This window comes from Psychroflexus sp. MES1-P1E, assembly GCF_002836055.1.
Lineage (GTDB): Bacteria > Bacteroidota > Bacteroidia > Flavobacteriales > Flavobacteriaceae > Psychroflexus.
The window spans coordinates 1-22,471 of the sequence record NZ_PJBS01000088.1; the positions used below are offsets into that span (position 1 = coordinate 1).

Below are 22,471 nucleotides of genomic sequence, written 5' to 3' on the forward strand. Positions count from 1 at the left end.
AAAAGATATTATTTATAACTTCTGACAATTTTTTGTATGATGACGTTTACTTAAGCAAGGTTTTAGAAGTAGGCGATTACATAAAGAAAAATTCTAATTCTGATACGTTAAAAATCACTAAGAATAATAAAGAATATTATTTCAAATTAGGAATTTATTAATAATGAATTATAAATTTTGAATATACTCGTTATTACTTCCTCAAGTGTAAGCATTCGTGAGTCCTAATATTAATTTGTTATAACTCCTGTAAGTGTCTTTTCACGTCGAGAGTGTCAACATTCAAGATTATTTACTAGAATTAGAGATTAAAATTTATAATTTTATAATAATGTTTAAGGTAAGGAACCTTCTCAATATTTTGTTAAGAATAAATCTATCATCAGAATTTAGTATCATTAAAATTTGATCATCTAGTATCTCATTTTTATTATTTGTGTTAATATATCAGTATATTTATAAAAATAGTATGAAACCATTCCGTAAAAAACTTCCTGGCTATAACCTTCAGAAATTCTTATTGTTTTAGCGATTATAAGTATTCTGTTGCTTATTGCTTTACCCAACTTAATGCCGCTGATTAGCAAAGCCAAAAGTATAGAAGCGCAAACCCAGCTTAAGTATATCTACAATTCGCAAACCACCTACAGACAGGTATATGCATTCCAGATATACAGAAGATATGACCGAGTTGGACTTTAGTCGCCCCAAACGGTTAAAGAAAATGGTAATGCTAATTATGAATACCAACTTTTGGAAGCGACCAATTCCAGTTTTAAAGCAAGAGCCAAAGCTGTTACAGATTTTGATGGTGACGGCATTCTCAACGGAAAGGAATTAGATGAAAGCCTAAGTTTAAATGTTATTGAAATGGATTGGAGGCAGTATAATCCAAAATAAACGTTAAAACCATAGCGAACAACTTTTTCCGACGAACGCGTGTTTTACCGCAATCGTTTATGAACTCAATAAAAAGCTAAAAAAATACAATCAAAAAGTGGCAAGTATCAAACAGATTAGAGCTTCAGTGATTACAATTTGGTTAGGACAATATAATTTAATAAAGGTTCAATATTTAGCTGGACATCTTTACATAAGTTCGACAGAAAGATATTTACAGGACGATTTAGAAAATCTGCACGAAATCGTAAACAACTTCCATCCTATCAGTTAGAATAAAAATCTATTGAACATAAATTACATCTTTACAATAAGAAAAAGTAAATATTATGGCAACTATCGATTTAAGAAATACAGTCAAAGAGTACATAAATACAGCAGATATAAGACTTTTGAAAATGACAAAAGCTTTAGCTGAAAGTTACCAAAATGACGAACAATATCAAATGATTGATAAGCGCAGAGAAGCACATCTAAAAGGCGAAAGCAAATCTTTTACTTGGGAACAGGTCAAACAAAATGCAAGAAACGTTAGTTAGATAATGGCATATATTTTAGAAGTCAAAGACGGAGCTAATCCAGAAATCATTGAAGCTTATCCTTATTACGAAGAAAATGCACCGGATTAGGTGAAGAATTTTTAGAACATTTAGACACCTATTTTGATAGAATTACAGTGAATCCAAAACACTTTCCTCAAAAACGAAAACCATATCGAGAAGCTTTTATAAAGTGTTTTCCATTCTTACTCATTTACGAAATCACAAAAGGAAAAGTCATTGTGTATTCTGTGTTCAATACTTGGCAGAATCCAGAAAAGAAATAATCCACATAAAACAAAACCCAGTTTTTTACGAAAAGCAAAAACCCTCTGCCTTTTGTTTTGTTCCGCTCTTCCCACACTTACATCCGAACTACACCTCAAAACCTGAACTAAAAACAAATATCCAAAACCGCGCTATTGCCCTCGCACTATGTCCCAATGGCTATCATTTTAAAAAGCTGAAGATTGATGAAGATCATTGCCAAGTCCAAAGGTATAGGCTTGGAAATCTTCAACTTTTTAAAACGTTTGCTTACTCTGAAAATGTTTTAAAAGTTGATGTAATGGAGGTGGGATAAAACGTGGAGTTTGATCAACTTTTACATAGAATTCCAATCTTAATGATGATATATGAAAATTTAAATAACAATTAATTACCCCGCTCTGCGAAGTCTGTGACTTCGAAGCTGTACAATTACGAAAGAAGTATAAAGCATAATAGTAGTTTTTAACTACTTCACACATCAGCTATTTTAAAGAACACAGTGATTTGTTTATATTGCAATCATTTTCAGCAATGAAGCTACAACGGTAAAGAAGAGAATACAGAACTCGGTTTAGAATGGTTAGATTTTGGAGCAAGAAATTACGATGCAGCTTTAGGACGTTGGATGAACCTGGATCCCTTGGCTGAAATGATGAGAAGGCACTCACCTTATAATTATGGGTTTAGCAATCCGATGTTTTGGATTGATCCAGATGGTATGTTAAGTAAGCAAATGCTTACGGATGGTTTTTGGGCGGATACTGCAACAGACTCCAGTTCTAGTGCAGGTCATACGAGCACTTTTGATTCAACATCTTCTAGCGAAAGCCAAAGTTCAAATTGGAAATTTGCCTTTAAACAAATTGGCGAGGATCTTGAAAATATGGACACGAGCCTAGATAGTGGAGATTGGCCACCATGGACTCATAACGATATTATAAATGAGGCATTTGCAGGGGTTTTAAATCACAAAGAATTAAATATATTGTACAAAGCTAGTTTTGATGCTGATGGTAAAGAATTTCAATCTTTAGATAACTCTCACAGGCACGCAATGACTGCTCCAGGGCAAACTCCTCAAGAAGCCTATATTGAAGCAGTTAATTTTATTGACAAACAAGTTGCTATATATAATGAAAAAGGGGGAGAAAAAGGTCTAAGAGCACTAGGGTTCGCTATGCATACTTTAATGGATGCTTCCTCTCCTTCTCATCGAGGATATCAAACTTGGTATGGGACAAAGGGTGTAAGCAATTTTCTTGGTGCAATATTTCATTTTTTAAAGGAATCTCAAGCTACAAGAAATGATATAACTAAGACAGGAGCAACAATTAAGGAATTTTATCAAAATGTAATAAACGGAAAGTCATGGCGAAAAGATGGTTTTTAATATCACTATTGTTTATCATTATTACTTTTGGTTGCTATTACAAAGAAGAAACCTACCAATACGTAACAATAAGAAAGACAAATTCCAATTTTTATGAATTGAATTTAAAAACTTTGAATAAAGGTAGAGGGAATCTTCATGCAATGGACTTCTCTAAATTTGAATTTAATGAACACCTTTGGCTTTATTTTAAAAAACTTGATGGTAAGATTGATGCTGATAGCTTAATTTGGACAAAAAAAAGAGGTAAGTTGTATTATCCTTGGAAAAAGAAAAATATAAAAGGATATATTTTAATTGATTCTTCTAATAAAGTTAAAATTAATTTGTCACATCTAATTTATAATCAAAGGAAGATGATTGAAAAGTGGGAATCTTTTGCTAAGAATGGTATATATAATGTTGAATTTGAATTAGACTCTATATCCAATGTGAATTTGAAAAACCCTTATTGATAGAAAATGCCCTCTTCAAGACTGATAAATAACTCATCAAATAGTTCTACGGAAATACTTTTGTTATCATCAATTTTTAGAAGGGGTCTGATTAAGGTAAATCGATATCTAAATATAGTGTTATAGGTGTTTCCATCACTGTCATAATTCCCTCTAGAAGTGGTTATTATTTTATCGATAAAACGTTCTTCTAACCTAAACTGGTGCTTGAATTTAATTTTCTCTTGTGCATGCTCTAGCTGAACCTGTTGCCACGGAAGATGCTATAGGGAAAGATGATGCGATAGAAAGAAGACTGGATTCAATTATTTGAGCAATATTATTTTTAGAGACATCGTCACTCCTTATTTTTTTTCTGTTTTTTATTCATGAAAGAAATACAACAAAAAGAAACCCTAAGCTTCTTTTATTTCTGTGAATATACTATTAATTCTTTCTGCATATGTTTCCCTAACTCTATAGAATTTTACATCAACGAATTCAAAGATATCATCCTTGTACCCATCCCCACTTTGGATTTTCAGTATCATGAGACTTGTCATCAACATGAATAACAGAAAGAAACAAAACAGTAATTAAAGGGCTATATGATGAATTAATAATCATAAGTAATTATTAATTCATCATATAGGTAAGAGTTGTCTGTAAAATATGATTGGTAATGAAAGTAGGGTTACCACCATTCAAACCTATGTTATGATATCCTATACCAAGCCCTATTCTTGAGGTTATAGGATATCTCAAGCCAGCGTAAAACCAGTTCTGGTTGAATGATTTTGGTCTAATGCCCTCTTCAAGACTGATAAATAACTCATCAAATAGTTCTACGGAAATACTTTTGTTATCATCAATTTTTAAAAGGGGTCTGGTTAAGGTAAATCGATATCTAAATCTAGTGTTATAGGTGTTTCCGTCACTGTCATAATTCCCTCTAAAAGTGGTTATTATTTTATCGATAAAACGTTCTTCTAACCTAAACCGGTGCTTGAATTTAATTTTCTCTTGTGCGTGCTCTAGCTGAACCTGTTGCCACAAGTTGTGCTCATTTGCGTCTATTGGAATCGTGAAATCTGAAAATGCATAATTTCTAATATAGCTATACCCTAAGGCAAAATCATAGGTTTCATTTTTCTTAAAGTGGATAGCAGGTCTCGCGATAAATTGTTCCCAATCTTGTAAAAAATGAGTCCGTCTAAAATGAAATTCTGAAGTGACATAAAAGGAGTTGTCAATTCTCACTGTGGGTATAAAGCTATTCCAAGAACTGGAATGACTCCGGTTTTGCTCTTGTGCATTTGACATATATACGGCACATAAAAGCAATATTATTTTGATGCAATTCTTCATATAAAATTTTTAAAAAAAGCTGTGTTGAGGTTATGGGACACAGCTTTTAAGATTTATTTATACAGTGACTGGTCTCAAAAAGAAACTTTTTGATTTTGCTGTATTTCTGACCAGACACTAAATAGTATTTTGTTTTTTTCTAGCAGCAAAGGGATGGTCAGACATCGCTTTGTGATGTTCTAGTCCTTTAAGCAGGACAGTGCCACCATTGGATTCATATTCGTTTTTAAAATGTTCTAGGTTTTCCATGACAGAATGGTCTACAAGGTTGGTTTTATGTAAATCAATGGTGATTTCTAGCCCTTGTGGAATATCTTCGAGATCCCTTTTGATGCCTAGATAGTTTGTGAAAACAGCTGCTTTATCTATTTCAACTAAGTATTTATCTCCTAATCTAGAGACTAGTGTAGGCGCCTTAAAGAAAGAGGAAATAGGAGTTCCGTTAAACATATGGATGATTATTTTTAACAGCATTCCCGCTAAAATTCCTATCAATAAATCTTCGCCTAGGGTCACGACTATAGTGACTACGAAAATGGCCAATTGCTCTTTTCCTATTTTAAAAATATGCTTGAACTCTCTAGGATGGGTTAATTTAATTCCTACGGCAACCAACATTGCTGCTAATGCAGAATTAGGAATCATTTCTAAAATTGGAGCTGCTAGTAAAAGGAATACTAAAATAAAAAAACCGTGAAAGAAGTTTGCCCATCTTGTTTTAGCTCCATTTGCAACGTTTGCTGAGCTACGTGCTACTTCAGAAATCATTGGGAAACCACCAAGAAAAGCGGCAATAGTGTTTCCTATACCAGTAGCGATGAGGTCTTTGTTCATATTGGACTTACGCTTATAAGGGTCCAGCATATCTACTGCTTTTACAGTGAGTAAGGATTCTAAAGTTCCCACCAGTGCAAACATGACAACATACTTTATAAAGGTTCCTGTTTGGGATATCCCGTCAAAACTGGCATTGATATTCAAGTTGTCAATAAGACTTCCCACCTCCAATAAAGCATAGGAAGGTTCTGTATTTGCAAAGTCCATATAGAGTTCTGCAGGAATCGCAAAAATGAGTACTAATAATGCCGCAGGGACCATCTTTAGTGTTTTATGTTTAATCAGTGGCCACAGCAGCATAATTAGTAAGCTTATGACTCCTATAATTGATGCTTTTGGATCTAGGTTTTTAATGAAGTTTGGAATATTCCACAGAAGTTCAAGAGGTCCCATTCCTTTAGAGAGTATGGGGTTGTCATTTAACAGGACAGGCAATTGCTTTACGATAATAATAATTCCAATTGCAGCAAGCATACCGTGTATGGCAGAAAGCGGAAAGAAATCAGCGAGCTTCCCCAACTTTAAGAGACCTAATACTATTTGAACCAATCCTGCAACAACCATTGCCCCTAGGGCTAGTTTCCAACCCAATATGGGATCTCCATTACCAAAATCTGCAACCGCTCCTGCAACAATAACAATAAGGCCAGCGGCTGGACCTTTTATAGATAAACGAGATCCCATAAAGAAACTCACAAATAATCCACCAATAATTGCTGATATAAGTCCCATAATAGGAGGGAAGTCTGAGGCTTTAGCAATTCCTAAGCTCAATGGTAAGGCCAGCAGGAAGACAATAAATCCTGAAATGGCATCTGCCTTAAAATTTTCTTTTAATCCCGCAAGTCCGTCAGCAGGGAGATATTTTTTAATTTTTGTTTTCATTTATTTTTGAATTAAAGGGTTTAGAGGTTTTAGTAGAAATCTAGGAGGATCTTCTGGCCATTGGAGTTTCTGAACCTTTTGTAGGTCCCAAAAACACACGAGCATACAGGCGCATTAAACTGATGCCGGTGAGAATAAAAGTGAAAGAAATCAAGGCTGCCAAAAGGAATTGGTTTTCTTCAATATGTGTGAATAACAAGTCTTCTCCTAAAAAGGTAGTCGTAACCGGAAATCCCATCAAGCCTAAGGAGCACATGAGATACCAGAAGGCTGTATTTTTTTGCCTTAAGGCTAATCCATAAAAATTATTTAGATCAAATGTTTCCTTTTTAGAAAGGGTGTAGAGTATGATATATCCTGCAATTCCAGAAACGATAACCCCAGATAGATAGAGGGTAGCATCCCAAATGTAGAACCTATCGTTGAAGGTTATGGCTAGTAATACCCATAAGTGACTGAAGGACAACATGACCCAAGCCAGCAAAGGATTATTGCGTTCTGAAAAGGTGCGAATCACTAGAAAAAGAGCAACCCCTGCAATACCGACAGGTATCAGTTGATGTAATGTTTCTGACAAATGGATAAAGAAGCTCAGAAAAAAGAGGGGGATAGGAAGCATAGCGAGTGCCATATGAACGCCAGGTTTTGGTTCAAAACGGGTTAATGGATTCCCGATGCGTTTTACAGGATTCCAAAACACCTTATAAAGTAATTGATCCAGTTTCCATTCATTTAATCCTATGAGATAGAGGGTAGCTTCGTATTTTTTAAGCCATCCACTTTTAGGTTTTTCTTTATAAGGTACAAATTGATAAAATTGCTCCCTGATGTAATAGGCCACCATGGACGGGCTAATTAACAATTGGTAACTCCTTAAAAAGGCATTGCTCACCAAATGAATCAACGCAATATTCTCAAGTCCAAGAGCTACTTCTACAAAAATAATTCCAATTTGAGCTACTGATGAATAGGCTATTTGAGCCTTAGCAGAATACTGCACTCTGGAAGAAATGGTCGCCACGATAGCTGTTATAACTCCCACTGCGATGACTATAAGCCTAATGACAACTAGCTGTTGCCAAAAAGCTGAGGTACGCAATAGTAGGAACACACCAATATGAGCGGCAATCGAACCATAAAAAATAGCACTAGAAGGGGTAGGGCCTTCCATAGCTCTAGGCAACCAAGAGGAAAATGGAAATTGTGCAGATTTCACACTCGCTGCTAGAAGAATGGCTAGAGATATAATGATACTTATCCAAGGGTGAGAAACCAGATGTTCTGACACCAACTGAGAGTTGTTTAACTGTTCAAAAGTGATGTTTTCGTGCCACAGATGATGACTTAACCACATGGTTATTAAAATACCAACATCTGCAATTCTGTAGATGGAAAAAACCTTCAATCCGTTGCGCACAGGTAAATAGCGGTACCGGTAATAAGCGATCAGCAAAAAAGAAGACACCCCTAAGATTTCCCAACCTATAAATAGGGTTTCAAAATTGCCGGCTAGGACAATAATCTGAATGGAAATAAAGAATAATAAAAAGGTGGTGAAAAAGCGTTTATATCCAGGTTCTTTATGGAGATACACACTGCTGTAAATGGCAATTAAATAGGATAGAATGCCAGAAAATAAAAGATATACAGCAGATATCTTATCAAAATAAAAATCGATAAAAAAATTATAATCTCCAGAACGGTAGAGTGATATTTCTTTGATATTTAGGTTGTCAGCACCTTTCCATAACCAAGTGGCAATAAAAGCAATAGTAAAAAGCACGTAGGTTCCCATGGCGATATGAATCGTGGTACTGATCGCTTTTTCTTGAGTTTCTGGGAAGAAAAGGCTGATTATTAATCCCAAAAATGGGATGAATAAAAATAGAGGTATTAGGTTTTCCATGGTTATGATACGTTGAGCTGGTACACCGGTAAATTGGTAGAATGATTTTCAAAAACAGTTTCTAAATCGGAAAGGGTCTCCATCTTATTTGTAGGAGGTTCATAGGATTTTAATTCCCCTTGAGATAAATAAGAGATGGCTTTGGTTTCGGGATGTATGATCGCTAATTTTACCCATTCATTTTTATACCAGTTCCAGAGTTCAGTATCGTTTTGAATAAGTTGCATGACAACTTCTGGATAATGCTCTATGATCATCATTAACCGTAAAGGGGCGTGCACATCTATCATTTGAGAAGGCAAACCAGGACGTAAGTCACCTTTAATCCCGTTGGCTACTCCAAAAAGGCCAATCACATTATGTGGCAGTTTAGACCCAGCGCCTAATTTTTCATTATCTACGCTAGAGAAGTAATACTCGAGGTTAATCCCTCCACAAACAGGAGTGGCTGCTTGTAAAATACTTTTTAATTGTATGCTGTTTAGATCTTGCTTATAATCATAGGAATTCAAAAAAGCACGCTGATCTAAAAAGACACTTTTAGTTAAAGATCTACGCCCTACAATACAAAGGGTGTTATTAGAATGGTTCAATTCTGGTCGAGGTTCAAACAAGGCAGTAGATCGGTTCTTTACATCCTTGTGCACTTTAATCGCGTCTCGTTTGCTATTGGTCAATAAAAATTGTCTTGATCGTTCTTTAGCATTGTGAGATAAGGCTTTATCAAACTGTGCTCTATGTGTAGTATGTGCTTCTGTAAGCTTTTTCGAAAGCGTAACTTCATCATAAAACGTCACCTCATCACGAGTCGTATCGTGTAAGCCACCCAAAAAATAGGTGGTGCTAGGAATGCAGATATGTTTTATTTCTAGTGCTTTTCTAACATCTTCTCTGTTGGCCATTTCAGCAACAGCACGACTGTTTACCGAGCCTGCTCTACCAGAACACGCACCACAATTGTAACCTGCATAATACGGGTTGTTGGTGCTACTCCCCCCGTGACCTATCAAGTAAACCAATGGAGCAAAGTTGGTCGTTAACCCTGTGCTCTTTAATAATCCGTACACGATTTCAACCATCTCTTCAACGGTATATCCTACTTGATATCCATTTTCTTCGGCATTATCTTTATGTTCAACTAGAATCGTCGCTGCCTTCTCCATATGCTCAAAAGCAGAGGAATGTGCCGGAGATACTTGGGGTTTAAATAAATTAAAAAACAAGCGTACCGCAGACCAAAAGCCAATCGTTTGTGACAACAACCACCCTGTAAATAGCCGGTGGGATGCTTTATGGAAATGAATGTCTTTTTCGTTTTTAACAGCCCTTCCTTTCTCTTTGATAAGGTGTTTAGGAGTTAATGAACCTGGACAGACTTGTGTGTAAAATTTTCCCGATTCTGGTTGGTACATCGCTACCATTCCGAAATGTCCAGGTGTACCAAAGGTTTCACAGTCTGGAGCTGCTTGCTCTAAGTGTCTTCGTATCGATTCTTCTCTATCATCAATACAGAAGAAGGCTTGAAAACTAGGGGTTGCTGTTTTTTCTTTTGCTGTAGATTGAACCAACCCCTGTAAAACTTGACTGTGATAACTCCACTCTAAGGCTTCTTGCCAGATGGCTATAACTTTCCAATACCGATCAACTTCTTTAAACGGAAATAATACAAAAGGCGCTCCTAAATTTACTGCGGCACTCAAGGGCAATTTATCCAGTCCAATACTCTGGTCTAAAGCCTCGATTTCTAAAAGTAATTCCAGAAAAATAAAATCTTGGAGGCTTATTTTTCTCTGATCAAGTAAGGTGGCTGGTTGTTCTTCTACCGTAGCTACCATACCTGACCAACCAGGATGAGCAAATTGCTGGTCAAATAGATAGTGCTCAAAGTAAGTCGGATCCCCTACGATACACTCTAATAGGCTTGTTATGGTCGTTTTAGAATCATGAAGTAATTCAACAGCCTTTTTAGATTGAAAAACCGAAACCAGACTGTTTTTTTGTAACGCACGAACAGCTTCCAAAAATGTGACCTCAGGATAAGGAAATCGTTTCTCAGAAACTCCTTGATCCAGATAGGCCCCAATTAATTTGAATAATTTGGGATGTACCAACATGTCTAAATCGATCTTAAAATGACTTTTCCAAAAGGCTTTTAATAGTCCTATTTGAGGAATTGAATCATCTGATAGATCTTGATTTAAAACTAAGGATTCCCAATATGCAAGGCTGTTATCATCTTTAAAATTAAGGATGGTAGCGTTAAGCACGTCTTCTTTAACAACTCCTTCTTGGAATAGCTTTCGATATTCTTTTAAGGAAAGTGCTGTTTTGTAGCCAAAAGTGGAATTTGCTTTTTGTAAGGCTTCAAAAAATGAAAAATTATCAAAGGCGTGCAAGGTGTTGTGATGGACAAAGTCTTTTAAAGGGGCTTGTGCAGGTAAATAATGTCTAAGATGATGGAGCACCACTGCTTCATCAAATATTTTTTGATCTGTATGCATTAGTAGAATGCTGTTTAAATAAAGTGAATTAAGAATTTTAGTTGAAGAACTAAAAAATCACACGTATAACTTTGAGTTGGTGCTGCTTAGATAATGTTGGAAACAAAGGGTATCGAGCAGCGGTATTTAGGAAAGGATAAATTAGCAGTCTAACTTGAGACAGCAAAACTGAATATAGCGCGGGTATTTTGAGATAAAACCCCAGCCGCATGTGTTAGGTGAAATACTACTTGCAAAAGTAGCGGGATTTAGAGAAGTGAATGGCTTTTGTTCTACGGCAGAACCGCCAGCTGATCCACTTTTTTTCTGAAAAACTTTTTCGGTTGGGCTTGTACTAACTTCAGTTTCAGTTTCTTCTTCAAGGCACTGAATCTTATTGGTACTGCCAGCAGTTTCTGAAGGTGTGCTATCCATAATTGCACTAACTGATGTCTCTGGCATCAGCATACAAAGCAATAATGATATGGAAAAAATAAATTTTATAGCAACATTCATGATGCAAACATAAGTAACATTCGTTATATTTGAACATAACTTAAGTTATATTTATTATGTTTTAATATGGACAGTTTCTTTTTAAAATTTGATTTCCAAAGCCATCTCTTATTTGAGAGCCTTACTCTAGTAGAGAAAGAATTGGTTCGCAGCTTTATGGAAGATATGACGATAAAGAAAGGGAATGCTCTTTTTTATGAAGAAGGTATTCCTACTGGTATTTTTCACATCGTGAGTGGAAGAGCAAAGAAATTCAAAAAAGGATTTAGCAATCAAGTACAGATATTTTATATCTATACACCGGGTGATTTTTTAGGGTATCACGCCCTGTTAGGAGAGGAGCGTTATCAGGACTCCTGTGAGGCCCTAGATGATGTGGAGTTGAAATTCATTTCAAAAGATAATTTCCTAAAATTACTTCAGGATCTTCCCTCTTTAAAAGATGCTTTTATTAAAAATATGAGTCATGAGTTTGGGGTGTTAGCCAATACAATTGCTGTTTTAGCTCAAAAGGATCAAAATACGCGATTGGCTATTTTTTTATTGGTATTTGAACATCGCTTTAAAGCGATGATTCCCAATTATAAAGGTATTGACCTAAGTCGAGAAGATTTGGCGAATTGCATTGGAACTTCTCGAGAAAGTCTAGGGAGAAGCCTAAAACAGTTTAAAGATGATGGTCTAATTACCATTAAAAAACGCTGTATATTTATTATAAATAAATCAGCGTTTTACCAATTACTTAATTTGGAATGGATAGACTGATATCTTACCTGCTTGCAAGCATAATCAAGCAGGTTAAGTTTTTTCTACATAAAACAAATTTCAGGTCGTAGGATTATTGGACGTATATCCTCTGTAAAATCCAATAAGAAAATCTAGAAGCCATTTTATAGCTAAGATTATAAACCACACGACAGCCATTGAAATACGCCATAAAAACTTAAGAATATTTACAAGAAGGCTTAATGCCAAAAAGAGCAATTGAAGCATAGCTTTATTTTTACCTCTTAGCTGTTCACCTGCTAATTTAAAACTCGAGTAATTGGGTATAAAAGCCTCTTTTTTTTATGGAAGTACTCATCTTCCTTTTGAAATATTAAAGTTGAAAGGACCACTTTTATATCGATTTATAAATTGAAAGTTTCCATGTTGAATTCCCATTCGATATACCTTCTTCTCAGAGGCATCTATAACTCCTGCATATTTTGAACGCACATCAGATTTACTAACCTACTACTTGCTAATGCTTTAAGCATCTGCAAGTACTAGGTGTTGCCACTCCTCATTGTTTATTGCAGTAATCTTCAATAAGACGATTACATCTTGTGGACTCCTTATTTGATGTTTGTATAGCTTTAGTATTCCATATTCGAATATGGAATACTAAAAATTTAATTGATATTTAAATTGAATTCAATCGGTTTGAGTTGTAGTCTTTGCATCAATATATGTCCAAAGAATTTGCATCCTTTTGATCTTAAAATCAAATTCATTCTAATAATTTTAAACTATTTTCTCCAATAGTAGAGTCCAATTCATTTTTCTCATTTATAACGGAAACAAAACCCATTTTACATTGATGGTCTATTAGATTAGGAACGTCCTCTGTATCTTTTGAATAATCGTCCGTAAGATACGATCGAAACTTGTTTTCGTAGGCTTGACCAGGATACAATAGAAGAGCCCTTTCTGCATCCCAAAAGCGGCAATACGCATACATCTGCTTTAAATCTCCTACTGAAGCAGAACTTTTTTGTGGTCGCTTCCATTTGGTATCTATAATGTAGGTTTTATAACCTTGTCTTAAAACTACATCTGGCCTTAAACTGTTACTACTCCAAAACGATTTAGATTCTTGTCCAGAAACCACCATATGAGTTCCATTACACGCTTTTTGAACTTGCTTTAAAATATAGGTTTCTCATAGTTCATTCATATCAAAAAGAAGGGATAGCATTTTCTCTTTTCCACTGGAAATGTCTGGCGAATAGTTTAAATGATAAGCCTTGCTATGTCTAAGGCATCACCATAACTACTCGATTTCCAATTTAGGGTTATACAATTTAGTTGCTTTGCAGTCAATATTTTATAATCGACTTTTGAAAAATTTACAAGCACTCTTTTGGTCAAATCAGAGAGGCGAGTTCCCATAGTGAATTGATCTGCAATGGACAGTGTTTTATATAAAACCTGATGTAGTAGATGATTACTGTCATAAACTTGATGGGTTGTATAAAACCTTTCTTTATGAATTGCGTTATATCTTATATGTCCTGCAAACTCTAGTTTCCCTTTTAAAGCCTTTGTGTTATGGGTTTGTTTTCTGTATTTTTTTATCACCCCTCTTCTAACTAAAGCTTCTATTTCTAGCAGGTATATTTCAAAATAGACTTCTAGCAAATTAAGATGCTGCCGTTTGACGTGAGCCGCTCCAGCCGATTCTGCTTTTAGTTTGCCACAGGCTTTGAGCATTTGTAGTAGAACACCTTTCCATTTGTTATCGTCATCCTCTTTATCGGCCTTTGGATGTATTTCTATCGTTAACCCTCGAAGAGTATAACTAGTTGCTTGAGTTTGCGTAATTCAAACTATAAACTCTTAGATAAACCATAAAACACTTCATTTTCTGTAACCAATTTATATTCCTAACGTCTTATCAAAAAATTGTAACTTCAATAAACTTAAAATAAACGAAACATGAAAACTACTAATCACGCTTCAAAAGTACTGATGCTTTGTATTTGTTTACTATTAACTCTAAGTAGCATTGCGCAAAGTTTAGAACAACAATTCGACACGTATATCGGTGACCAATACACATCAGATGCACCAGGTGTTTCTGTATTGGTCGCCAAAGATGGTCAAGCCATTTACAGTAAAGGTTTTGGTATCGCTAACTTGGAGTCAGATATTAAAGCTGCACCAAAACATGTTTTCGAAATTGGCTCTATTACCAAACAGTTCACCGCTGTTGCTATTTTGATGTTAGAAGAGCAAGGTAAACTGAGTTTGGAAGATGAAATCACCAAATTTATCCCGGATTATCCAACTCAAGATAAAACCATAACGGTGCATCATTTACTCAACCATACCTCGGGTATAAAAAGTTATACCAATATGCCAAGTTTTATGGAGTTTGCACGTACAGATATGACACCAACAGTGCTTATTGATAGTTTTAAAAATGAACAGATGGAATTTGATCCTGGTACTCAATTTAATTACAACAATTCTGGTTATATATTGTTGGGTCATATTATTGAAGTGGTATCTGAACAATCTTACGAAGACTTTATACAAACCAATATTTTTGATAAGGTAGGTATGAACAATTCATATTATGGCAGTATGACTAGACTCATCCCAAACCGTGCAAGAGGCTATTCTAAAACAGAAACAGGGTATAGAAATGCAGATTATTTGAGTTTAACTTTGCCCTATGCAGCGGGTTCTATTATGTCTACAACAGCCGATTTACTAAAATGGCAAAATGCAATTTCTGCTAATACCTTAATTAAAAAAAGTTCCTTAGAAAAAGCGACTAATGGGTCTACTTTAGATTCTGGTGAAGAAATCACGTATGGTTATGGCTGGTATACTGGCAATATAAATGGATCAGCATCTGTGGAACACAATGGGGGTATTTTCGGCTATTCGTCAAGCGGTATTTTTCTTCCAGAAGAGAATCTCTATGTAATTGGACTCTCCAATTGTGATTGTGGTGATGTCGGCGCACTTGTTTCTAACGTAGCTGCAATGGCTATTGGAAAACCATTTCCGAAGAAAAAAGATGCAATCGATTTAAGCGAATCACAATTGAGCAAATGGGTCGGCGCTTATGAGTATGAAGGTGTAATTCGTCATGTTACTTTAAAAAATGAACAATTATTTAGTCAGCGAGAAGGGAGTATCAGCATGGAAATTTATCCATTGTCAGCGACTAATTTCATCTTTGATGGTGGAAATACTTTTTATGATTTTTTTACTGAAAATGGAAACCGCATGGTCACCATGACAGTTAATGGGAAGGAGATGATAGGTAAAGGTATTGATAAAGCACCTCTAGCCGAACGTAAAGACATACAATTGGATGAAGATGTGCTTAGCGAATACGTCGGTAGCTATGAACTTCAACCTGGATTTAATATGGTATTTAGCGTAAGAGACAATAACCTATATGGAGCAGCTACAGGTCAAGGTGAAGTTCACTTATTTGCAGAAGAAAAAGATAAATTTTTTTTGAAAGTAGTAGTTGCTGACATACATTTTACAAGAAATGTTGAAGGTAAAGTAGAAAGCTTAACCTTATTTCAAAACGGACTAGAAATGCTTGGTAAGAAAGTAGAATGACCTATTTCTTGCAAAACCATAAAAACCACTTCTTTTGGCTATTATCTTGATGAAGTGGTTTCCTTATATTTGGTTATGTGCGGGTTCAATAGTGATGCAGAATGAAGAATCTGATATTTTCCAGACTAAAAAATTAAAATCAAAATTATATTCTTTTCTATAATTCAATAAATAGTCGTGTATCTTCTTATGAAAATGCACGTATTCGTTTTTTTTGATTGGTCATATTTTGTATTTTTCTTTTAATAAAGCTACCCATAGTATACTTCTTAACTATCTTCATTGAGCATTACCTTTCTAAATTAAGTAATTTAGAATTGTTTGCCTTAGCACCCGTATTAAAGTATCTATCAAATGGCAGGGTTACAACCAAGATTCCCAATGATAATCTTTGAAATTAAAGCATCAGTTGGTTCTCTTTTAGGGGGCTTATGTTTAACTAAATATTCAAAACTGTAAAAGTGTTTTCTTAAGGCTTTACATAGACTTAGTAGCTCAGGTATTTTTTCTCTTCTAGACTCATTGTTTTCCTCAAATCTTAAGTAATAATAATCTTTTGTTAGTTGTACTGCACCCATATGAATTGTATAATCTTTGGTTGAAATAGCCGTAGATCCTCCATACATTTTCCAACTGGCTTAATAAAAACCTAAGTGTAATACTGAAAATATTTGGTTTTGTTTTACATCTCTAAAAACTTTATAGCAATGTATTGAGGAAATTATAACTATTCTTATCATCATTTTTAATTTTTCTAATCTTCTCATCTTCTAATTTTTTTAAATGAATTAGATTTTTATGTGTTTCCTTCATTTTATCACTTTCCATTTTCATCTCAACTAACACTTTTTATTATTCTCTAAAACTCTATTCTATTGTCCAAATTCACAAAAAACAGTCTAATGGGTAGCTAAAATTTAATAACTTGAAGCCAAATTAATGATCAATGTGTTTCCATACTTCTCAAATCCAACAGGTAGAGCAAATTGAAAAGCAGTATAAGGTCAAACTCAGCGATGAAAGTCAGCGTGGGTTATTCGACCAGCCCCGTTACCATATCAACGGGTTTACACATTCTCAACTCCTTATCATCCCACAAGAGAAGCCCAGTGTCCTCGCAGCAGCGACTTGGGGCATTGCTCCAGAAAACCAAAAAGTAAGTGAGTTAAAAGTCTATTATAAAGAAGCGGTGAAGTTTGGAGGGGGGCTTAATGCAAGAGCAGAGAAAGCCTTTGTGCACTTTCTATATAGACCATCCATTTTTACAAAGCGATGTATTGTTCCTGTTTCTGCCTTTTTTGAGCCTCATGATCACAAGGGGAAAAAATATCCCTTTGTGTTTAAGCCAAAGTCAGAAGGCTCTCTATCCCTTGCAGGGTTATACACTCGCATAGACAATAAAGTCACCTTTACTCTCTTAACTCAAGAGGCTTCTCCCTTGTTTGCTAGGATCCATAACAAAAAGAATCGACAACCTATTATTTTAAATGTTAAGCAAGCCGATCATTGGTTGGATAATGACTTAAAAGAAGAGGCGATTGCAAATCTATTAAAGGCTCACTTTGATGAAGATCAACTTAACACCCATGCAGTTAGCACCGATGTTTTCCATCCCAAAGTCAATTCGGATGTGGAAGAGATATTGGATAGGGTAGAGTATGAGGAGTTGGAGGTTTGAATGAGGTTGAATGAATTAAAGCAAGGGATTTGCAACGGGTTTTGCTATCGACTCGTATTTTAAATAAAGCCTTTACTTAACTATGAAAAAAATATTTCAGTTATCATTTCCGCTAAAATATTAATAATATTATTCCTTCAGCATCTCTTCCATCAATCGTTATAAAGAGATGAATTGCTGCGTTGATTAAACCTCTAATTTAGCAGTAAGATAGCATCGTTTTTTATAAGGTAGATCCTTTTTATTTCAGGTCCGTTTTCTGTCCTAGTGATTAAAATCCTCATATGAGGTTTTCGAATTTTTGTTGTCTTGCGCCCCAAAAGGAGCAAAAATCCCAAGTCAGTTGCTGGCTTCTTCGCGTCCTAAAAATGGGTGACACTTTTTTTTCGTAATTTTTTAAAACTGCAAAATATAAAGTTCTGAATGGTATCAGATGGTGTCTTATGGTCAACTTTTATACATTTAATTTTTTCAAAAAATTTGGCCAGTCGGTCGGTCATTGTCGTTTCTGAATATTGTTTGATTTCTATTCCGCTGCATTTTTTTGGTCCTTGTTCAGAAAATGTTCCAATAACAAAAACACCTGTCGGCTGAATACTTTTTTGAACTGTGTTGAGGTAGTTTTCAACTTCTAATTCTTGTGTCAAAAAGTGAAATGCTGCTCGGTCGTGCCAAAAGTCGTATTTCTCGGTCGGTCTGAAAGTGGCGACGTCTGCAACTATCCATTTTACTTTGTCTGCTCGCTCTCCAAGTCGTTGCTTCGCTTTGTCAAGTGCTGTTGCTGAAATGTCTAAAACTGTGAGATCTTGGTAATTCAAGTCGAGTAAATTATCAACTAAAAAACTGTCACCACCGCCAATGTCAATTATTTTGGCAGAGGTCGGAATATTCAATTCTTTGAAGAAACTTAATGAAGTTTCAGGTGTCGGTTGAAACCAACTAACGTCTTCAAATTGTTTTGTCTGGTAGATTGTTTCCCAATGTTTTTTTCTATTGAAATTTTCCATTTTATGCCTGTCTGTCTTTTTATTTGTTGCACTGTCCCAAAATAAGCTTGTCTTCAACCTCCGTACAAACCTTATTCAAATCTTGATTATAAAGTACATTTCTATTAAAGGTGTTATTTTTTATCTTCAACTAAACTAAAACTTCTGTGTATTTTATCCAAAGGTATTTTTATTCATCGCAAAAAATGCTGTATTCAAGATTCTTAGGTAACATACATTTGCCAGCATCTTTGAGTATGAGTTTTGGCGTTTTCTAGCACGAACCTCAACAAGCAAAAACTGACTTTGGTAAATCCATGGATTTACAAAATGGGCATGGACCCAGCCATAACTTAAATATGCTGCTGTGTTTAGTGCTTTTCCTTATTTGATGTTAAGTTCAGATTTTCGTTTAATAATTCGACATTGAAATTAATTTTTGCGTTTAAGGCCTTAAAAACTTTCAAAATTGTTTCAAATCGAGCGTCAGTCACATGATTTTCAAGTTTCGAAATCTGTGATTTCTGGACTCCGACCAACTCTCCAAGCTGGGTTTGTGTCAAGTTTCGTTCTTTTCGAGCTTGTTTGATTGCGTTTCCGATTAAGTCGACCCGAAGTTCGTTGTCGAATTCGTTTCTTTTTGACGTTTCTTTTTTTCCGATATATTTACCGGTCACTTTATCCAAACTGTAAGTTTTTATTTCTTTCTTTTCCATATCATTATTTTTTAGCTTTAAAATAGTTTTTCATTGTTCATTTGGTTTTTTCAATTTCCTTTTTAGATGTCTTTGCTGTTTTCTTTTCAATTCCATGAGCTGATATGACGACAGTTTCGGATGTTGTTAATGATTTTTTCAACTGCCTTTTCGTTGGGTTCGTTTAAAAACCCGTTCACCTCCTTCAGTAATAGATCTTAAATTCCTGAATCATGGAGCTCTATTAGTTTAACAAAATTAAATGTTTCTTATTTAGGAAACAATCAGTTTTGAGACGATTTTCCACATTTACAGTTCTGCCGATCCTGTTCAGGTTTAAGAAGAGCTCTCAATGAGGTGATTATCTAAAGGGCGTTATATATAATTGTGATCAAGAGTGATGTCATAATCCCATTGAGATCCTTTTTAGTTTATAATAGTGCTAATTTAAAAAACAGCCTTTTAGATTTATGCTAACATTGAGGGGCAGGGGCAAAGCGATATTCGGCTGGTAATTAATGTTTAGCGATGTTAGCGGATATGCACTAAAAATAATGTCATTTATAGATATAAAAAAAGCTGCTCCTATTTGGGAGCAGCTTTCCAGTAATTTTATGGATACTATCCTCTTTTATGACTTCTTTTTGAGTCAGAGGAACGAGTTGCATTTTTATGGGAACTTGTTCTAGAGCTTTTAGCTTGCGTATTTCTCGACGTGGCCCTTTTCGAATTTACAGCAGTGTTATTTCTGTTTGATGATCTTGTAGTCGCTGTACTTCTACTAGGAGTTGTCTTGCGAGTTGATCTTGTAACCTCTGGTCTGCTATTGGTTCTACTATGAGTCACTGCTCTTTCTGTGCGGTTCACTCTGTTACCTACCTTAGCATTTGTGTTTCTATTTGCTCTAGGTGTAGCTGAATGCTTTGTTCTCTTATCACCTGCGTTCAGTGTTGCAGATCTCGATGTGCTTCTTGCATCTCTAGAAGTAGCGGAGAGAGTTCTATCACTTCTGTTATTTACAGCTTCCCTATTTATTCCATTTCTTGAAGAAGATCTTGTACTTGTAGCGGTTGTATTTCGTCCACTGGTTCTTTGAGTGGCCACGGAACTTCTACTGTTATTAGTTCTTGTCACCTGACTTCTTCCGGTAGCAATAGATTGTCTGCTTTTCGATACCCTGTTGTTTACGGCTATAGCTCTCCCACGGGCATCGCGTTGTCCTCTTTCAAAACTTCTATAATTCACTTGATCATGAGGTCTGTAGAAGTCACGTCTCACATTTGATCGCGCATAATACCCATTATAATAGGACGGTGTATTCCAGTAATTTCTGTGATAAGACCAGGCATAGCGCAGTGGGAAATAGGATAATCTGTATGGCGTATAGTAAACAATACATCTATTTACCAGCGGGACACTATAGAAATTATGCCATGGTTGGTAAATATAGTTTCTATTGTATACATTGATGTATCCGCTATAATAATCGATGACACCAGGTCTGCTGTAGAAAACATTCATGTTACCTATATGGTTTACAAAGCCACCACGGTAGTTTATTAAAACCTCTCCTATCTGGATAACACGACCATAAGAGTCATAGAATACGGGTGTTTCTTCTATTTGTATAACAGCTCCATAAGAATCATACTGAACAAAGCGGTTGTAATTATAACCTGTGTTGAATGACATTTGTAGGTTTCCAGTGTTTACATAAAGACCGATACCATTTCTATCTTGCAAATAGTTGAAATCAAATTGACCATCAGGAAATACAGCAAATTCGATTCCATCTTGATTAAAAATAAAGTTATTTGTATACGTACGGGAGTGGCTGTTATTTTCTGCATTTGAAAAACCAATTCCAAAAAGAAATACGAGTGTAAGAGTAAATAGCTTTTTCATAACTATAGGTATTAGTACCAGTACTTCTTTGCACTGATACTAATACCTAATCAACCCCCATGCCAAACCGTAAAATGCTTATGAAGCAAGAGATCCTATCTATGTTTTTAATAGGGTATAAGTTTATAAATCAAGTATTTAAATTTATTTTATCGAAACAGTATTTTTTTAAATAGCTGTAATCTTAGGAATTTCTACTTCTGTAGAACTATCCTTTTTTTCATCCAAACGAAAGGTTTTATCTGGCTGCCCAACAAAACATAAATTTCAGGTTGCGGGAGTATCATAACAAATTAGACATTAAAATATAGCCATAAATCGTTTTACCGAAACGAATTCGGCATAGGCTATTTTCGCCTTTTTTTATCAAAAAACCTGTGCTGAGTTACGTCGTGGTATAATTCAATTTATTCATTCGATATTATAAATATAATTAGGTATTAGAAGTAGATCCTCTGTAAAATCCAATTAAAAAATCTACAAACCATTTTATAGCTAAAAATATAAACCATAATACAGCTATTGAAATATGCCATAAAACCTTAATAATATTTATAAAAAGACTCACTGCTAAAAAGAGTAATTGAAGCGTAGCTGCATTTTTACCTCTTAGCTGTACACCCCCTAATTTAAAACTCGAGTAATTGGGTTTAAATAAATTATAAGAGCCTCTTTTGTTTTTTATGGACGTACTCACACCCCCTTTTGAAATATTAAAGTTGAAAGGACCACTTTTATATCGACCTATAAATTGAAAATTTCCACGTTGAAACCCCATTCTAGCCCCTTTAAATAGCCTTTTATGAAGCCTAACACCATGATTGGTATTTATGGTAGCTCCATAGCTTTCTTTTGATAGTGTTTTAGTAGCAGAAACCCCTCCTGTTCTAGAAACGTGGAGAATCTTACCGCGATATTCTATCCTCTTTTTTGGTGGTTTACTGTTTTCAGACATTTATAAATTATTCTTTGACCCCTATTAAAGATAAAAATTTTCAACTTTAATAGGGGTCTAATTTGTATAGAGTATACTGATTTAGCTGCTTTGTACTTTACTGATTAAATTTAATTAATTTAAAACAATTTACCAATCACCTCTATTAAATTGTCATTTGTAATTGCTTCTAGATCTCGTCAAATCAGGAGTTTGGTTGTCAGTCGATTTATAAAACTCAATGTCTAAATCAATTTTAAGCCATGCTATGTAAGTTGTCAAATTCATATCACTAAGTAGTGCCCTTATCAAAATAAAGTCATCTAGCTTTAAGGGATATGAGGTTGTATTGATATTTCATTAATGGAACTTGCTATGAAATAAAAGCTACTAAT

The 22,471-nt window shown here is 35.0% G+C and carries 21 protein-coding genes and 2 pseudogenes; 9 read left to right on the forward strand and 14 right to left on the reverse strand.

The window, feature by feature from the left end:
* Positions 1–753 precede the first annotated feature (753 nt).
* From CXF67_RS18530 to CXF67_RS01600, 6 genes and pseudogenes are all read left to right on the forward strand, one after another.
* A complete protein-coding gene (locus tag CXF67_RS18530; RefSeq protein ID WP_257984539.1) occupies positions 754–900 on the forward strand; it encodes a hypothetical protein in 147 nt (48 codons plus the stop codon).
* A 329-nt stretch (positions 901–1,229) separates the two neighbouring features.
* Positions 1,230–1,439, forward strand: coding sequence for a hypothetical protein (locus CXF67_RS01580; RefSeq protein ID WP_102087152.1), 210 nt, complete (start codon positions 1,230–1,232; stop codon positions 1,437–1,439).
* Positions 1,440–1,576: 137 nt separating this feature from the next.
* A complete protein-coding gene (locus CXF67_RS19120; protein WP_257984540.1) occupies positions 1,577–1,726 on the forward strand; it encodes a hypothetical protein in 150 nt (49 codons plus the stop codon).
* Entirely contained in the window at positions 1,702–2,022 is a 321-nt protein-coding gene (locus tag CXF67_RS01590; protein WP_102087153.1) for a hypothetical protein, read from the forward strand. The genes CXF67_RS19120 and CXF67_RS01590 overlap by 25 nt, the downstream gene beginning before the upstream one ends.
* Positions 2,023–2,307: 285 nt before the next feature.
* Positions 2,308–3,099: pseudogene (locus CXF67_RS01595) on the forward strand (hypothetical protein); the annotation flags it as partial.
* Complete coding sequence (locus CXF67_RS01600; RefSeq protein ID WP_102087154.1) at positions 3,078–3,554, forward strand: hypothetical protein; 477 nt, start codon at positions 3,078–3,080, stop codon at positions 3,552–3,554. The pseudogene CXF67_RS01595 and the gene CXF67_RS01600, both read left to right, overlap by 22 nt.
* Here CXF67_RS01600 and CXF67_RS19125 read toward each other — a convergent pair.
* The 6 genes and pseudogenes from CXF67_RS19125 to CXF67_RS01630 all read right to left on the reverse strand — a co-directional run.
* Positions 3,548–3,799: pseudogene (locus CXF67_RS19125) on the reverse strand (DUF2490 domain-containing protein); the annotation flags it as partial. The gene CXF67_RS01600 and the pseudogene CXF67_RS19125 overlap by 7 nt on opposite strands.
* Before the next feature lie 370 nt (positions 3,800–4,169).
* Positions 4,170–4,901: a DUF2490 domain-containing protein gene (locus CXF67_RS01610; RefSeq protein ID WP_102087155.1), complete on the reverse strand. Its 732-nt coding sequence runs from the start codon at positions 4,899–4,901 to the stop codon at positions 4,170–4,172.
* 117 nt (positions 4,902–5,018) lie between these two features.
* Positions 5,019–6,623, reverse strand: coding sequence for a SulP family inorganic anion transporter (locus tag CXF67_RS01615; RefSeq protein WP_102087156.1), 1,605 nt, complete (start codon positions 6,621–6,623; stop codon positions 5,019–5,021).
* A gap of 40 nt (positions 6,624–6,663) precedes the next feature.
* On the reverse strand, positions 6,664–8,529 hold the full coding sequence (locus CXF67_RS01620; protein WP_102087157.1) for a proton-conducting transporter transmembrane domain-containing protein: 1,866 nt from the start codon (positions 8,527–8,529) through the stop codon (positions 6,664–6,666).
* 2 nt (positions 8,530–8,531) lie between these two features.
* Entirely contained in the window at positions 8,532–11,030 is a 2,499-nt protein-coding gene (locus tag CXF67_RS01625; protein WP_102087158.1) for a YbcC family protein, read from the reverse strand.
* Between the two features lie 141 nt (positions 11,031–11,171).
* The gene (locus CXF67_RS01630; protein ID WP_219621008.1) at positions 11,172–11,471 is read right to left on the reverse strand and encodes a hypothetical protein; all 300 of its coding nucleotides are present in this window, start codon (positions 11,469–11,471) and stop codon (positions 11,172–11,174) included.
* 120 nt (positions 11,472–11,591) lie between these two features.
* Between CXF67_RS01630 and CXF67_RS01635 the strand changes: the two genes are divergently transcribed.
* Entirely contained in the window at positions 11,592–12,290 is a 699-nt protein-coding gene (locus CXF67_RS01635) for a Crp/Fnr family transcriptional regulator (protein WP_102087160.1), read from the forward strand.
* Positions 12,291–12,350: 60 nt separating this feature from the next.
* Here CXF67_RS01635 and CXF67_RS18540 read toward each other — a convergent pair whose 3' ends face one another.
* The 3 genes from CXF67_RS18540 to CXF67_RS18550 form a co-directional block, all read right to left on the reverse strand.
* Positions 12,351–12,518, reverse strand: coding sequence for a hypothetical protein (locus tag CXF67_RS18540; protein WP_257984541.1), 168 nt, complete (start codon positions 12,516–12,518; stop codon positions 12,351–12,353).
* 499 nt (positions 12,519–13,017) lie between these two features.
* Positions 13,018–13,401: an McrC family protein gene (locus CXF67_RS18545; protein ID WP_257984542.1), complete on the reverse strand. Its 384-nt coding sequence runs from the start codon at positions 13,399–13,401 to the stop codon at positions 13,018–13,020.
* A 119-nt stretch (positions 13,402–13,520) separates the two neighbouring features.
* Positions 13,521–14,111 (reverse strand): 5-methylcytosine restriction system specificity protein McrC, encoded by a 591-nt coding sequence (locus tag CXF67_RS18550; protein WP_308302162.1) that lies wholly within the window; start codon positions 14,109–14,111, stop codon positions 13,521–13,523.
* A gap of 114 nt (positions 14,112–14,225) precedes the next feature.
* Here CXF67_RS18550 and CXF67_RS01650 point away from each other — a divergent pair, with 114 nt between their 5' ends.
* Entirely contained in the window at positions 14,226–15,878 is a 1,653-nt protein-coding gene (locus CXF67_RS01650) for a serine hydrolase (protein WP_257984543.1), read from the forward strand.
* Between the two features lie 350 nt (positions 15,879–16,228).
* Here CXF67_RS01650 and CXF67_RS01655 read toward each other — a convergent pair whose 3' ends face one another.
* A complete protein-coding gene (locus tag CXF67_RS01655; protein WP_102087161.1) occupies positions 16,229–16,504 on the reverse strand; it encodes a hypothetical protein in 276 nt (91 codons plus the stop codon).
* A gap of 320 nt (positions 16,505–16,824) precedes the next feature.
* Here CXF67_RS01655 and CXF67_RS01660 point away from each other — a divergent pair, with 320 nt between their 5' ends.
* Positions 16,825–17,556 (forward strand): SOS response-associated peptidase, encoded by a 732-nt coding sequence (locus CXF67_RS01660; RefSeq protein ID WP_102087162.1) that lies wholly within the window; start codon positions 16,825–16,827, stop codon positions 17,554–17,556.
* 362 nt (positions 17,557–17,918) lie between these two features.
* Here CXF67_RS01660 and CXF67_RS01665 read toward each other — a convergent pair whose 3' ends face one another.
* From CXF67_RS01665 to CXF67_RS01685, 4 genes are all read right to left on the reverse strand, one after another.
* Entirely contained in the window at positions 17,919–18,563 is a 645-nt protein-coding gene (locus CXF67_RS01665; RefSeq protein ID WP_102087167.1) for a class I SAM-dependent methyltransferase, read from the reverse strand.
* A gap of 350 nt (positions 18,564–18,913) precedes the next feature.
* Entirely contained in the window at positions 18,914–19,258 is a 345-nt protein-coding gene (locus CXF67_RS01670; protein WP_180957863.1) for a helix-turn-helix domain-containing protein, read from the reverse strand.
* A gap of 600 nt (positions 19,259–19,858) precedes the next feature.
* A complete protein-coding gene (locus tag CXF67_RS01680) occupies positions 19,859–21,142 on the reverse strand; it encodes a hypothetical protein (protein ID WP_102087163.1) in 1,284 nt (427 codons plus the stop codon).
* 433 nt (positions 21,143–21,575) lie between these two features.
* On the reverse strand, positions 21,576–22,097 hold the full coding sequence (locus CXF67_RS01685; RefSeq protein WP_102087164.1) for a hypothetical protein: 522 nt from the start codon (positions 22,095–22,097) through the stop codon (positions 21,576–21,578).
* Between the last annotated feature and the right edge of the window lie 374 nt (positions 22,098–22,471).